Raw genomic sequence first — 13318 nt, forward strand, 5'->3', positions numbered from 1 at the left:
CGGGTGAACTATCAGCTCCCTGGTAGCCATGACCCGATCCGGCGCAGGCCTTCTTCGATGTCGCTGGTCGGCCCGGCGAACGACATCCGGACAAACGAGTTGCCCCGCGAGGTGTCGAAGTCGACCCCAGGCGCGATAGCTACTCCGGTGTCGCCCAACAACTGTGAGCAGAACGCCAACGAGTCGGTGGTAAAGTCCGAAACGTCGGCGTAGACATAGAACGCCCCGTCGGCGGGAGCCAGCCGGTCAATCCCGATGCGGCGCAGGCCATCGAGCAGCATCGAGCGGTTGCGCGCATAGTGCCGCAGATTGCCGTCGGCTTCCGCGGTCGCCTCGGGGGTGAACGCCGATACCGCGGCAATCTGCGACAGCACCGGCGGGCAGATGGTGAAGTTGCCGGTGAGGCAGTCGACCGCCCGGCGCAGCTCCCTCGGCACCAGCAACCAGCCCAGCCGCCACCCGGTCATGGCATAGTACTTGGAAAAGCTATTGACTACTACCGCGTTTCGTGAGGTCTGCCAGGCGCAGCTGGCCTGCGGGGCTCCCTGGTACACCAGGCCGTGATAGACCTCATCGCTGACTAGCCGAACCCCAGATTCGTCGCACCATGACGCGATCGCCGACAACTCGGCGGGCGGGATGACCGTGCCGGTGGGATTGGCCGGGCTGGCCACAACCAGGCCCTGCACCGGCGGGTCGAGTTCGGCGAGCATCTGCACGGTGGGCTGAAACCGGGTCCCCGGCCCGCATGGTATCTCGACCACCTCACATCCCAAGGCGGACAGGATGTTTCGATAACACGGATAGCCGGGGCTGGCCATCGCCACCCGGTCGCCGACGTCAAAGCAGGCCAGGAAGGTGAGCAGGAAGCCGCCCGATGAACCGGTGGTGACCACCACCGCGTCGACGTCGACGTCGATGCCGTGCTTGCGTTCATAGTCCGCCGCGATAGCCGACCGCAACTCTGGAATGCCAAGTGCCACCGTATAACCCAGCTGATTGAGATGCAGCGCGGCGGCCGCTGCGGCGCGTACCGGTTCGGGGGCCCCCGCACTGGGCTGGCCCGCCGAAAGGTTGACCAGATCGCCGTGGGTGCGCTGGCGCTCGGCGGCCGCCAGCCAGACATCCATCACGTGGAAGGGTGGGATGCCGGCACGCAGCGCAACACGATTGGTCATGGTGTGGGAAGCACCTCGGACTCCAAGCGCCGCAACAACTCCCGTGGCGGGTCCAGCAGGTGCGTGCTGCCATGTGCCCGTTTGAAATACAGGTGCATGTCATGTTCCCAGGTGATCGCGATGCCACCATGCAACTGGATGCCTTCGGCGGCCACGGTGTTGAGCGCTTCGCAGGCGGCCAGTCGCGCGGTGGCCGCGTTGGCGGGTGTGGGCTCGGTGCAGGCGTCGGCGACGACGGCCCGCGCCGCGGCGACCGCGACGTAGAGATCGGCCATCCGATGCTTGAGTGCCTGGAAGCTGCCGATGGGACGACCGAATTGCACTCGGTTCTTGGTGTATTCGACGGTCAGCTGCAGGCACCGTTCGGCGGCGCCGATCTGCTCGGCGGCCAGCAGGATTGCCGCGATGTCGGCCAGGCCCGGGTCGGCGCCGATCGTCTGGGCTTCCTGCGGCCGTACGCGGGCCAGCCGGCGGGTGGGATCCATGGTGGTGACAGGCTGTGCTGTGAAGCGTGTCCACCTGCTCAATTGAGCGTCTTTGGCGGCGACGACGACGTCGGCGACGTCACCGTTGACCACGTAGTCGGGGTCGAGGACCAGCGCGCCGATCGAGACGCCCTCGGCGAGCCGGGTGAGCGTCTGGGCGTCCGGCTCGGGTGCGGCCAGCAGCGCCAGTTCCGCCAGCGTGGTGCCCAGCAGCGGGGAGGGCACCAGCGCCCGGCCCAGCTCCTGTAAAACTGTTGCCGCGTCGGCTAATTCGCCGCCAGCTCCACCCAGCTCCTCCGGGATGACCAGCGCGGCGGCGCCCACCTGCTCACACAACAGCCGCCATAGGGACTCGTCGTAGCCGCGGTCGGACTCCATCGCCACTCGCACCGCGGCTGGACTTGCGTGCTTGACCACCAGCGCGGCGACGGTCTCGCGCAGCATCTCCCGCTCGTCAGTCATAGCGCCTCCAGCACCATGCGTCGGTGCTCCTCCGGCGTACCCCAGGAAGTGCGCAAGGCCTGCACCCGCAGTAGCCATAGTGACAGGTCGTGTTCCTGGGTGAATCCGATAGCGCCGTGAGTCTGTAACGCCGAGCGGGCCGCCAGTAGACCCGCTTCGGATGCCGCTGCTTTCGCCGCACTGACGTCGCGCGGCTCCAATGACAGCGCCGCGCCGTATACCAGGGGGCGGGCCAGTTCTACCGCGATGTGGACGTCGGCGAGTTTGTGCTTGACCGCCTGATAAGAGCCGATGACCCGGCCGAACTGCGCCCGCTGCTTGGCATAGTCGACGGCCGCGCTCAGCAGTGCTTCGGCGGCACCTACCAGTTGCGCCGCAGTGGCCAATACGCCGAACGCGTAGGCGCGCTTGATGTCTGCGTGCCAGCGTTCGCCGGTCGGCGTTACGTCATAGAGGCGACGGCTGGGGTCGACGGACTGGTGGCGTTGCCCTATCGATGCCTCGCTGACTCCGCCTCCGTCGACCACCAACACCAGTCCGGCAGTGTCGGCGTCGACGGCGCGCGGTGTGTGCGGGGGGTGCGCGACCGTCGCGATCAGCTCACCGGTTGCCAACTCGGTGCTGCGTTCGGCCTGATCGTCGTTGGCGAGCAAAACCGGTGCCACGGCGATGGATTCGGTGATCGGGCCGGGCACACACCAGCGGCCAAGCCGTTCCAGCGCGACCACCAGGTCCACCGGATCGGCGCCCAGACCGTCGAACTTCTCCGCCACGTTGAGTGCGGTAACGCCGAGGTTGGCCAATTGCTGCCACACCTTACGGCCGGGCGCGACGTCGCCCGCCGACCAGGCGCGAACCGCGCCGGGCAGATCGGCAGCGCCCAGCGCCGCGTCGATGCTGGCGGCGAAATCACGTTGTTGTTGATCAAACGCAAAGTCCACGGTTATTTCTTCTCTCGTGGCAGGCCAAGCAGCCGTTCCGAAATGATGTTGCGCTGGATTTCGTTGGTGCCCGCATAGATCGGTCCGCCCAGGGCGAACAACAGGCCATCGGTCCACGGGCCGGTCAGTTCTGCGTCTGCGGCCAGGATGTCCAGCGCGGTCTGATGCAATGCCACGTCGAGCTCGGACCAGAAGACCTTGGTCACCGACGATTCGGCGCCCAGCTCGCCGCCGCCGGCGAGCCGGGTGACCGTGCCGAAGGTTTGCAGCCGGTAGGCCTGGGCCTTGATCCAGCCGTCGGCGACGCGGTCGGCGAATTCCGGTGGTGAGCCGTTGGCTTTCCACAGTTGCACCAGCCGCTCCGCCACGGCCATGAAGCGGGCCGGGCTGCGCAGCGACATGCCGCGCTCGTTGCTCGACGTGCTCATGGCCGCTCGCCAACCGTCGTTCGGGGTGCCGATGACGTCCTCGTCGGGCACGAAGACGTCATCGAGGAAGATCTCACCGAAGCCGGTGTCGCCGCCCAATTGCACGATCGGCCGCACCGTGACGCCCGGTGCCTTCAAATCGAACATGAAGTAGGTGAGGCCGCGGTGCCGCTCGGCCGACGGATCGGACCGAAACAACCCAAAACCCATGTCGGCGAACGGCGCCCGTGAACTCCAGATCTTCTGACCGTTGAGCAGCCAGCCGCGGTCGGTCTTGGTTGCCGTGGACCGCAGCGAAGCCAGGTCGCTGCCGGACTCGGGTTCGGACCAGGCTTGGGCCCAGATCTGCTCACCGCTGGCCATTTTGGGCAGTATCCGGTCCAGCTGCTGCTGAGTGCCATGGGCGAACAGGGTGGGCGCCAGCATGGACGTGCCGTTGGCGCTGGCCCGGCCCGGCGCTCCGGCGCGGAAGTATTCTTCCTCGAACACGACCCAGTGCAGCAGCGGGGCGTCGCGGCCGCCGTACTTCTTCGGCCAGGTGATCACCGACAGTCCGGCGTCGAACAGTACCCGGTCCCAATGCCGGTGCTGGGCAAAGCCTTCGGCGTTGTCGTAGGACTTCGTCGGGATCGACTCCTTGTTGGCCGATAGGAACTCGCGCACCTCGGCCTGCAAGGCCCGGGTCTGCTCATCGAATGCCAGGTCCATTCAGGCCAACTCTCGCAGTTGTGATTTGACCACCTTGCCGCCGGCGTTGCGGGGCAAGGCGTCGACGAACCGCACCGACCGCGGCGCCTTGAAGTTCGCCAAATGCTCACGGGTGTAAGCGATCACCGTCGCTTCGTCGAGCGTCGCGCCAGGCCGGGGCACCACGAAGGCCCGGCCGACCTCGCCGAGGCGCTGGTCGGGAACACCGATCACCGCGACATCGGCCACCCCGTCCAGCCGGGCCAGCACCTGCTCCACCTCGGCGGGGTAGACGTTGAACCCGCCGCAGATGTACATGTCCTTGAGCCGGTCGGTGATGCGCAGGTTGCCGGCCTCGTCGACGGCGCCGATGTCGCCGGTGTGCAGCCAGCCGTCGGTGTCGATGGCAGCCGCCGTCGCCTCCGGGTCGTCGAGATAACCCAGCATGACGTTCGGACCGCGCAGCAGGACCTCGCCCGATTCGTCGATGCGCAGCTCAAACCCGGCGAACGGGCGCCCGCAAGTGGTGGCAACCGTCACCGCGTCGTCATTGGGGCGGCACATGGTCCCCATGCCGTTGGCCTCGGTCAGGCCGTAGGCGGTCAGCACGATGTCGATGTCGAGTTCGGTCTGCATCCGTTCCACCAGCACCACCGGCACGGTGGCCGCCCCGGTCACCGCGAACCGCAGCGAGCTCAGGTCGTAGTCGCGGCGCGCCGGGTGGTCCAGCAGGGTCTGGTAGATGGTCGGCGGCCCGGGCAACACCGTGATGCGGTGCTGCTCGATCGCCTGCAGGGTGCGCAGCGGATCGAACGTCAGGTGCGGGATCAGCGTCGCGCCGGTCTGCAGGCACGCCAGGATGCCGGCCTTGTAGCCGAAGTTGTGGAAAAACGGATTGATGCACAGATAGCGGTCGTCGCCGGTGATCTTGCCGTTGGCGGCCCACGACGCCGAGGCCGACAACGACTGCCGGTGCGCACACAGCACGCCTTTGCTGCGGCCGGTGGTGCCGGAGGTGAACAGGATGTCGCTGACGTCGTCGGCGGTGACCGCGCCCGCGCGGGCGGCGACGGCATCGGTGTCGGTGCCTTGAGCGATGAACTCGTCCCAGGTGCCCTGGACAGGATCGCCGGTCTCTGGGGCCTCGATCGGAATCCGCACGATGTGCCGAAGCGCGGGCAGCGCTTGAGAGTTCAGGCCGGCGACCCGGTCGGCGCCGAGGAACCGGCCCATCGCGAACAGCACCGGCGCCCGCGTGCGGCCCAGGATGTCGGCGGCTTCCTCGGCGGTGTAGCGGGTGTTCAGCGGCACCATGGCCGCCCCGGCGTGATGGATCGCCAGGCAGGCCACCACCCAGTGCCAGGTGTTCGGCGACCAGATGGCCACCCGATCGCCGGGCTCGACACCCAGCGCGATCAGCGCGGCCGCGGCCCGATGTACCTCGTCCCGCAGGGCGGTCGCCGTGAACGTCCGGTCGTCGGTGACCAGCACCTCGTGGTTGGGGAGCGTGCCCGCGAGACGATCCAGCGCCGCGGGCACGGTGCGGGGATCGTCGGTCATCGAATGCTCCTCTAAGCGGCGCGCGGCGCCCTTCACCGACGGCCTAACAAAGCAAGTGCTTGGTAGGTTAGCCTACAGGTCATGCAGGACGTCGAGGAGTTCCGGGCCGAGGTCCGCCAGTGGCTCGCGGACAATCTGGTCGGCGAATTCGCAGCTCTCAAGGGGCTCGGCGGGCCGGGACGCGAGCACGAGGCGTTCGAAGAACGCCGGGCATGGAATCAGCACCTCGCCGCTGCCGGGCTCACCTGCCTGGGGTGGCCGGTGCAACACGGTGGACGGGGACTGCCGACCGCGCACCGGGTGGCGTTCTACGAGGAGTACGCCCGCGCCGATGCCCCGGTGAAGGTCAACCACTTCGGTGAAGAGCTGCTGGGACCGACCCTGATCGCGTTCGGAACGCCCGAGCAGCAGCAGCGCTTCCTGCCGCGCATCCGCGACGTCACCGAGCTGTGGTGCCAAGGCTATTCGGAGCCGGGCGCGGGCAGTGACCTGGCCAACGTGTCGACCACCGCGGAACTCGACGGCGCCCAATGGGTGATCAACGGCCAGAAGGTGTGGACGTCACTGGCGCACCTGTCGCAGTGGTGCTTCGTGGTGGCGCGCACCGAGAAGGGCTCCAAGCGGCATGCCGGGCTGTCGTATCTGCTGGTGCCGCTGGATCAGCCCGGGGTGCAGATCCGCCCGATCGTCCAGATCACCGGCACCTCGGAGTTCAACGAGGTGTTCTTCGACGACGCCCGCACCGACGCCGGCATGGTGGTGGGCCAGCCGGGCGACGGGTGGCGGGTCGCGATGGCGACGCTGACCTTTGAGCGCGGAGTGTCCACGCTGGGTCAGCAAATCGTCTATGCCCGTGAGCTTTCGAGGTTGGTCGAGCTCGCGTGGCGTACCGGCGCCGCCGACGACCCGTTCATCCGGGAGCGGCTGGCCCGGGCGTGGACCGGGCTGCGGGCAATGCGCAGCTATGCGCTGGCCACCTTGGAAGGGCCGGCCGTTGAGCAACCCGGTCAGGACAACGTGTCGAAGTTGTTGTGGGCCAACTGGCATCGCTCCCTCGGGGAGCTGGCGATGGACGTGATCGGCAAGCCGGGACTGGTCTTGACCGACGGCGAGTTCGACGAATGGCAGCGGCTGTATCTGTTCACCCGGGCCGACACCATCTACGGCGGTTCCAACGAGATTCAGCGCAACATCATTGCCGAGCGGGTGCTCGGCTTGCCGCGGGAGGTCAAGGGATGAATTTGTCCGTCGCGCCGAAAGAGATTGCCGGGCATGGACTTTTGAACGGCAAAGTGGTGGTGGTGACCGCGGCCGCGGGTACCGGTATCGGCTCGGCCACCGCGCGCCGCGCGCTTGCCGAGGGGGCCGACGTGGTGATCTCCGACCACCACGAGCGACGGTTGGGGGAGACCGCCGCCGAACTGGCCGCGCTGGGGCTCGGCCGGGTCGAAAGCGTGCTCTGCGACGTGACGTCCAGTGTGCAGGTGGACGCTCTCATCGACTCGACCACCGCGCGCATGGGCCGGCTGGACGTGCTGGTCAACAACGCCGGCCTGGGTGGCCAGACGCCGGTGGCCGACATGACCGACGACGAGTGGGACCGTGTCCTGGACGTCTCCCTCACGTCGGTGTTCCGGGCCACCCGGGCCGCGCTGCGGTACTTCCGCGACGCCCCGCACGGCGGCGTGATCGTCAACAACGCCAGTGTGCTGGGCTGGCGGGCCCAGCACTCACAGGCGCACTACGCCGCCGCCAAAGCGGGGGTGATGGCGCTAACCCGTTGCAGTGCAATAGAAGCCGCCGAGTACGGGGTTCGGATCAACGCCGTCTCGCCCAGCATCGCCCGGCATAAGTTCCTGGACAAGACCACCTCGGCCGAGCTGCTGGACCGGCTGTCCGCCCGAGAGGCGTTCGGCCGTGCCGCCGAACCCTGGGAGGTCGCGGCCACCATCGCGTTTCTGGCCAGTGATTACTCGAGTTACCTTACGGGCGAGGTCATTTCGGTATCGAACCAGCATCCGTAGGCGGTTGGTGAGTCTATTGGCAATCGCAGTCGCCGGCCGGGAGAGGTGTGGTTTCGGTCCGCCGCCTAGCGCGTAGCGACAACGTCGGCATGTGCTGCCAGCGAAGCCGTTAGGCGAATTGCCCGGCCTACCCCCGGTGGCCGGCCGCGGCCCCTCAACCGGCGCCGAGCGTTGTCACGCGACCAGCCGGTGACCGCCACCACCTGATCCAGAATCTGACCCTTGTTCGCCTTCGACGCCTTCACATACGCCTTGGCGAACTTCGCGGTGATCTCGGCGCGAGACGACATCGACAACCCACTTCCCATGCCTGGCGAGCATCAACCATTTCGCGGGCATTCTTAAGTGATGCACCGAGGGCGTTTCGCGGGCACTTTTCGTGATGCTTGCCGCTCAGTTGCCGGCCCAACACTCACGGCGTACCCTATAGGGGTATGAGGTCCGTGGGGGAACGGATGACTCGGTCTCTAGGCGTTGTGTGGCTGAGTTCCGCTTTCAGGCTGCCGCGGTGGCGATCACTGATCGCCGTGGCGACAGCAGCCTTCCTTGTTGCCCTCGTCGGCCACTCCTCGCTGCTGGATTCGGAGACTCACGCGTCCCATCAGCCGCATCCGTTGGTCGCCACGCTGGGCGGTGAATTCGCTGTCAACGTCGATCACGCCCATTCTTTCGCCGGCTCGTTGACGCAATGTCACGACGTGTTCGCGACCGCGGTGTGCCCGCGCTCGGCTACCACGTTGGTAGCACTTGGTGCCGTGGCGGCAGGCATCGCTGTCACGGCTGCGCTGGCCAATCTTGTGGTGGCAGCCGGGCGGGGCCCGCCCAAAGTGCTGCCCACTGCCCGCACCGGTCAAGACCTTTTGACGCAGTTCTGCGTGGCTCGTCGCTGATCGATCAGCGTCAGGTCGTTGTGCCATGCCACGACGGCCGGTGATCGCTGACCGACGTTCAACGCTCCATTTGGGGCACATATACGAAAGCGACAGATCAAATGAACAACAACCTTTTGCCAGGTAGCAACCGGCGAGCGCGTCGAGTTCCCGGGGGCTCCGCCCGCACCATGAAGCAACGATTCATGTCCGCTGCAGCGACAGTCGCTATCACCGCCGGTTTAGGGCTGGCCGGCTTAGGTGCGGCTGCGAGCGTTCAAGCACAGCCTGGCCCCCTTCCGAGCAACCCGCCGTGGTGCGGGTACTGGAACTCGTTCTGCTACGGCGGCGGCCACGGAGGCCACGGCGGCGGCCACGGAGGCTACGGCGGTGGCCACCGCGGTGGCCACGGCGGCGGTGGCCACGGCGGTGGCCACGGAGGTGGCCACGGAGGCCATTAGGAATACTGCTACGGAGTGCGCGACGGGCTCGTCCGCGCGCTCGAGGTGCTAAGGGCGCGCCGCGCGCGGTCCTGACGGAACCGCGCGCGGCCGCCTGCCGCCTGCCGGCTGCCAGGGTGGTGGGACCACCGTTTTGCCATGAGTTGGGAGCGGTTGTTTCCAGTCGCGGGCCCTGGGTCCTAGTGACCGATGATGGTGCTGCCGGTCTATCGGACGGAGTCGGACGGGGAGGCTCTCGCTGGCCGAGCAAGCGCTTGGTTGATAGTGTGGTCCAATGGACCGAGTGGCCGGTCAGGCTATTAGCCGGCGAGACGAGTTGCTGGAGCTCGCCGCAGCAATGTTCGCCGAGCGCGGCCTGCGCGCCACCACCGTGCGCGACATCGCCGACGGCGCCGGCATCCTCTCCGGCAGCCTGTACCACCATTTCTCCTCCAAGGAGGAGATGGTCGACGAGTTACTGCGGGGGTTCCTCGACTGGCTGTTCACCCGCTATCGCGAAATCGTGGACACCGAGCCCAATCCGCTGGAACGGCTCAAGGGCCTGTTCATGGCGTCGTTCGAGGCGATCGAGCATAGGCACGCCCAAGTCGTCATCTACCAGGACGAAGCCCAGCGACTGTCGTCGCAGCCGCGGTTCTCTTATCTCGAGGACCGCAACAAGCAGCAGCGCAAGATGTGGGTGGAGGTGCTCAAGCAGGGCGTCGCTGAGGGCTACTTCCGGCCCGACCTCGACGTCGACTTGGTCTACCGCTTCATCCGGGACACCACCTGGGTATCGGTGCGCTGGTATCAGCCAGGCGGACCGCTCACCGCCGAGCAGGTGGGTCAGAAATACCTCGCCATCGTTCTTGGCGGGATCACGAGAGAAGGAGTGTGACATGCCTGAGGCGTATGTCGTCGAGGCCGTGCGAACAGCGGTCGGCAAGCGCAACGGATCACTCGCCGGCGTGCACCCGCTCGACCTGGGGGCCGGCGTATTCCGGGGGTTGTTCGAACGCCTGGACGTGGACCCAGCCGCCGTCGAGGATGTGATCGTAGGCTGTGTGGATGCCATCGGCGGACAGGCCGGCAACATCGGCCGGCTGGCGTGGCTGGCCGCGGGGTATCCGGAGGAAGTACCCGGTGTCACCGTCGACCGGCAATGCGGCTCCAGCCAGCAGGCGATTTCCTTTGGCGCACAAGCCATTATGGCGGGTACGGCCGACATCATCGTGGCCGGCGGCATCCAGAACATGAGTCAGATCCCGATCTCGTCGGCCATGGAGGTTGGCAAGCAATTCGGGTTCAGCTCTCCGACGGCCGAGTCGAAAGGCTGGCAGCACCGCTACGGCGACGAGGAAATCTCGCAGTTCCGCGGTGCGGAGTTGATTGCCGATCGCTGGAACCTCTCTCGTGAGGAGATGGAGCGGTTCGCGCTCGGCAGTCACGAGCGTGCGTTCTCCGCAATCAGGGCAGGGCATTTCGATAACGAGATCGTGGCGGTGGGCGACTTCCGCCTGGACGAGGGACCTCGCGAGACATCGCTGGAAAAAATGGCCGGACTGCCGACCCTCGTCGAAGGTGGCCGGCTGACCGCCGCGCTGGCCAGCCAGATCTCCGACGGCGCCAGCGCGGTGCTGCTGGCCTCCGAGCGAGCCGTCAAGGACCACAACTTGACCCCGCGGGCGCGGATTCACCACATCAGCGCGCGCGGTGCCGATCCGGTGTTCATGCTGACGGGCCCGATACCGGCCACGCGTTATGCGCTGGAGAAGACCGGGCTTTCCATCGACGACATCGACGTCGTGGAAATCAACGAGGCGTTCGCTTCGGTAGTTTTGGCCTGGCTCAAGGAAATCAAGGCCGACCCGGAGAAGGTCAATCCCAACGGCGGGGCGATCGCGCTGGGTCATCCGTTGGGCGCCACCGGCGCAAAGTTGTTCACCACCATGCTCAACGAGCTCGAGCGCGTCGGTGGTCGCTACGGGTTGCAGACCATGTGCGAGGGCGGCGGCACGGCCAACGTGACGATCATCGAGCGCCTCTGATCCGCGGGGCGCCGAGTGTGAACCACGCGACGCGTCGTCGGCGTGTCGTGTCGTGGGATGCACAGTCGGCCCTCGGCGTCGGGGGACTGTCGGTGGGGGCTGTCAGCATTCGCCCATGAGCGAACCGGATTGGCCCTTCTTGGGTGCGGAGGCATTGGCCGCGGCGGCCATTCCGGAGCGGGCCATGCGTTCGATGTATGAACGCGTGTATCCGGGTGTCTACGTCCCGTCCGGCGCCGAGCTGACCGCCAGCCAGCGCGCACGCGCGGCATGGCTGTGGTCGCGGCGGCGCGCGGTGGTCGCGGGCAATTCGGCGGCGGCGTTACTCGGCGCGAAGTGGGTGGACCCGCGGGCGCCGGCCGAACTGGTCTACGACAATCGCAGGCCCCCGGCCGGTATCACCGTGCATACGGAGACGGTGCTTCCCACCGAGATGCTGACGGTCGAAGGAATCCCGGTCACCAGCCCCGCCCGTACGACCTTCGATATCGGGCGGCGCACGGCAACCCGGCTGCGGGCAGTGCAACGGCTCGACGCGCTGGCCAACGCGACCGATGTCAAGGGCACCGAGGTGGAAGCCGTCATCGCCGAGCATCCGGGGGCGCGCGGCTTACTTCGGCTCCGACGGGTGCTGCCCTTGGTCGACGGCGGTGCGGAGTCCCCGCAGGAGACGCGAACCCGGCTGGTGCTGGTCGACGCCGGGCTGCCCAGACCGCAAACACAGCTCCGGGTGTTCGACGAGTACGGGGACTTCGTGGCCCGCATCGACATGGGTTATGAGGAGTTGCGGGTGGGCATCGAGTACGACGGGCCGCAGCACTGGACCGACCCCGGGCAGCGCGACCGGGACATCGACCGGTACACCGCATTGCTCGATCTGGGCTGGACGATTATCCGGGTCAGCAGTGAGCTGCTGCGTTATCGGCAGGGCACGTTCATCGGCCGTGTGGTTGCGGCGATGCAGGCAGCCGGCTGGCGTCCATGAAAACCTGCCCGCCCAGGCCGAGGCTGAGGATCAGCAGGCGCTCCATGGCACCCAGCAGCCGGCCGCCCTTCAGCTTGTCCGAGGGCTGCGGCTGACCGGCCGGACGCACGGCTCCCACCGCGCCGAGCACCAGGCGGATCAATTGATTGCCGGTCGCCAGCTGGAGCAGCACCACGCCGACGACCATCAGTAGCCGGGTAGGCGTGACGCTGCCCAACGGCAGGGCCACCCAGTGAGCCCACCGGGCGGCAAGGCCACCCGCGTGAGATCCCAACCCGGACAGGATAATTAGCACCGCAAGCGCGACCACCATGACGGCCAGCGCAGGACGCTGGTGCCCACCGGTGCGCTCGCTGCGCAGGCACAACACCTCCCAGGCCACCGCCGCCAGCGCCGCCAACCCCAGCGGCACGATGTCGCGGGCGTGCCACAGCCCGCACAGCGCCGCACAGACCACGATTACCGCCGGCCCGGTGACCAGCGGCAACCACACCGACCTCGATAACCGCCGCCACCCGTCGGCGATGCCGACGGCGATCAGCAGAACGGCAACGGCACTCACGTAATGCTCCGAAGATATTGGGAGGCAAGGGTAATCAGGTCCAAACCGTCACGGCTTGCGCGCTGGGACACCGCCGAGGCGCTGATACCTTCGGCTACGGCGAGGTCCTTCTTGGTCAGCCCGTTCATCAAGCCCCTCACAATCCGCAATGACCTTTCATCGAGCGATCCAAGCAGATGGTCCCGACAAATCAGGGCGGCGTTGACCGCGGCGACGTCAGAGCGGGCGTCATCGGGTGCTCGAAATGTGGTCCGCACCAGCGCAAAGCCGGGCCGCTGCTGGATGTCGGCGGTATGTCTGATGGCGTCACGCGCTGCCCACCAGGCCGGGCCGTCCTGGATCCCGGCGTCCGGGTCGAGGATCGTAACCGCGCCCCACCCGATCCCGAAACGGACGTCGATCCCGGGGGCCAGCAGTAGCCGCACTCGCATGGCGGCGTCGATGGCAGCGCCGACAGTAAGGTAGCTGCCCTGGAACTCGTCGCCGACGGTGAACGCCGGTGCGTCGATCGCACCGGCGGCGGCCTGCCGCAAAGCCGTTGCGACGCGGCTATGCAGCGCCGCCCGGTCAGCTGCACGGCGGGACCCGATCACGTCGCCAATCACCGTGGCCCGAAGTGAAGCGCTTTTCTTCGGGTCGGTCATATGAA

General features: G+C 67.1%; 13 protein-coding genes and 1 pseudogene. 6 read left to right on the forward strand and 8 right to left on the reverse strand.

The window, feature by feature from the left end:
* Positions 1-11: 11 nt before the first annotated feature.
* From AWC07_RS11320 to fadD3, 5 genes are read right to left on the reverse strand one after another with little or no spacing between them, the layout of a single operon-like run.
* Complete coding sequence (locus AWC07_RS11320) at positions 12-1178, reverse strand: pyridoxal phosphate-dependent aminotransferase (RefSeq protein WP_036406239.1); 1167 nt, start codon at positions 1176-1178, stop codon at positions 12-14.
* Positions 1175-2125, reverse strand: a complete 951-nt coding sequence (gene ipdE2, locus AWC07_RS11325; RefSeq protein ID WP_036406237.1) for an acyl-CoA dehydrogenase IpdE2 — start codon at positions 2123-2125, stop codon at positions 1175-1177. The genes AWC07_RS11320 and ipdE2 overlap by 4 nt, the downstream gene beginning before the upstream one ends.
* Positions 2122-3066 carry an acyl-CoA dehydrogenase family protein gene (locus AWC07_RS11330; protein WP_036406235.1) on the reverse strand — a complete coding sequence of 315 codons (945 nt, stop codon included), beginning with the start codon at positions 3064-3066 and terminating at the stop codon, positions 2122-2124. Before AWC07_RS11330 ends, ipdE2 begins: the two co-directional genes overlap by 4 nt.
* Before the next feature lie 2 nt (positions 3067-3068).
* Positions 3069-4202 (reverse strand): acyl-CoA dehydrogenase family protein, encoded by a 1134-nt coding sequence (locus AWC07_RS11335; RefSeq protein WP_036412491.1) that lies wholly within the window; start codon positions 4200-4202, stop codon positions 3069-3071.
* Complete coding sequence (gene fadD3 / locus AWC07_RS11340; protein ID WP_036412489.1) at positions 4203-5741, reverse strand: 3-((3aS,4S,7aS)-7a-methyl-1,5-dioxo-octahydro-1H-inden-4-yl)propanoate--CoA ligase FadD3; 1539 nt, start codon at positions 5739-5741, stop codon at positions 4203-4205.
* Between the two features lie 81 nt (positions 5742-5822).
* On the opposite strand from fadD3, the gene ipdE1 reads away from it, so the two are divergent.
* Together ipdE1 and ipdF are read left to right on the forward strand one after the other, a co-directional pair.
* Positions 5823-6980 (forward strand): acyl-CoA dehydrogenase IpdE1, encoded by a 1158-nt coding sequence (gene ipdE1 / locus AWC07_RS11345; protein ID WP_036406233.1) that lies wholly within the window; start codon positions 5823-5825, stop codon positions 6978-6980.
* Positions 6977-7765: a (5R,7aS)-5-hydroxy-7a-methyl-1-oxo-2,3,5,6,7,7a-hexahydro-1H-indene-carboxyl-CoA reductase gene (gene ipdF / locus AWC07_RS11350; RefSeq protein WP_036406231.1), complete on the forward strand. Its 789-nt coding sequence runs from the start codon at positions 6977-6979 to the stop codon at positions 7763-7765. The genes ipdE1 and ipdF overlap by 4 nt, the downstream gene beginning before the upstream one ends.
* 65 nt (positions 7766-7830) lie before the next feature.
* Here ipdF and AWC07_RS28070 read toward each other — a convergent pair whose 3' ends face one another.
* Positions 7831-8055: a hypothetical protein gene (locus AWC07_RS28070; RefSeq protein ID WP_208622404.1), complete on the reverse strand. Its 225-nt coding sequence runs from the start codon at positions 8053-8055 to the stop codon at positions 7831-7833.
* 186 nt (positions 8056-8241) lie between these two features.
* Here AWC07_RS28070 and lpqS point away from each other — a divergent pair, with 186 nt between their 5' ends.
* The 4 genes from lpqS (at position 8242) to AWC07_RS11380 (ending at position 12107) form a co-directional block, all read left to right on the forward strand.
* Entirely contained in the window at positions 8242-8655 is a 414-nt protein-coding gene (gene lpqS, locus AWC07_RS11360) for a putative copper homeostasis (lipo)protein LpqS (RefSeq protein ID WP_482805311.1), read from the forward strand.
* A 714-nt stretch (positions 8656-9369) separates the two neighbouring features.
* Positions 9370-9972 (forward strand): TetR family transcriptional regulator KstR2, encoded by a 603-nt coding sequence (kstR2, locus tag AWC07_RS11370; protein ID WP_036406222.1) that lies wholly within the window; start codon positions 9370-9372, stop codon positions 9970-9972.
* A 1-nt stretch (position 9973) separates the two neighbouring features.
* Positions 9974-11122 (forward strand): steroid 3-ketoacyl-CoA thiolase FadA6, encoded by a 1149-nt coding sequence (gene fadA6, locus AWC07_RS11375; protein WP_036406219.1) that lies wholly within the window; start codon positions 9974-9976, stop codon positions 11120-11122.
* Between the two features lie 115 nt (positions 11123-11237).
* The gene (locus AWC07_RS11380) at positions 11238-12107 is read left to right on the forward strand and encodes a type IV toxin-antitoxin system AbiEi family antitoxin (protein WP_036406217.1); all 870 of its coding nucleotides are present in this window, start codon (positions 11238-11240) and stop codon (positions 12105-12107) included.
* Position 12108: 1 nt separating this feature from the next.
* Here AWC07_RS11380 and AWC07_RS11385 read toward each other — a convergent pair.
* Together AWC07_RS11385 and AWC07_RS11390 are read right to left on the reverse strand one after the other, a co-directional pair.
* A pseudogene (locus tag AWC07_RS11385) lies at positions 12109-12669 on the reverse strand (hypothetical protein); the annotation flags it as partial.
* Positions 12666-13313, reverse strand: coding sequence for a SatD family protein (locus AWC07_RS11390; protein WP_036406214.1), 648 nt, complete (start codon positions 13311-13313; stop codon positions 12666-12668). The pseudogene AWC07_RS11385 and the gene AWC07_RS11390, both read right to left, overlap by 4 nt.
* Positions 13314-13318: the final 5 nt, after the last annotated feature.

The sequence above is a fragment of the Mycobacterium gastri genome, from assembly GCF_002102175.1.
In the GTDB taxonomy this organism is placed as follows: domain Bacteria; phylum Actinomycetota; class Actinomycetes; order Mycobacteriales; family Mycobacteriaceae; genus Mycobacterium; species Mycobacterium gastri.

Coding starts and splice junctions, on each gene's coding strand:
- AWC07_RS11320 (WP_036406239.1), bottom strand. CDS start 1,178: ATGACCAATCGTGTTGCGCTGCGTGCCGGCATCCCACCCTTCCACGTG.
- ipdE2 (WP_036406237.1), bottom strand. CDS start 2,125: ATGACTGACGAGCGGGAGATGCTGCGCGAGACCGTCGCCGCGCTGGTG.
- AWC07_RS11335 (WP_036412491.1), bottom strand. CDS start 4,202: ATGGACCTGGCATTCGATGAGCAGACCCGGGCCTTGCAGGCCGAGGTG.
- fadD3 (WP_036412489.1), bottom strand. CDS start 5,741: ATGACCGACGATCCCCGCACCGTGCCCGCGGCGCTGGATCGTCTCGCG.
- ipdE1 (WP_036406233.1), top strand. CDS start 5,823: ATGCAGGACGTCGAGGAGTTCCGGGCCGAGGTCCGCCAGTGGCTCGCG.
- ipdF (WP_036406231.1), top strand. CDS start 6,977: ATGAATTTGTCCGTCGCGCCGAAAGAGATTGCCGGGCATGGACTTTTG.
- AWC07_RS28070 (WP_208622404.1), bottom strand. CDS start 8,055: ATGTCGTCTCGCGCCGAGATCACCGCGAAGTTCGCCAAGGCGTATGTG.
- kstR2 (WP_036406222.1), top strand. CDS start 9,370: ATGGACCGAGTGGCCGGTCAGGCTATTAGCCGGCGAGACGAGTTGCTG.
- fadA6 (WP_036406219.1), top strand. CDS start 9,974: ATGCCTGAGGCGTATGTCGTCGAGGCCGTGCGAACAGCGGTCGGCAAG.
- AWC07_RS11380 (WP_036406217.1), top strand. CDS start 11,238: ATGAGCGAACCGGATTGGCCCTTCTTGGGTGCGGAGGCATTGGCCGCG.
- AWC07_RS11390 (WP_036406214.1), bottom strand. CDS start 13,313: ATGACCGACCCGAAGAAAAGCGCTTCACTTCGGGCCACGGTGATTGGC.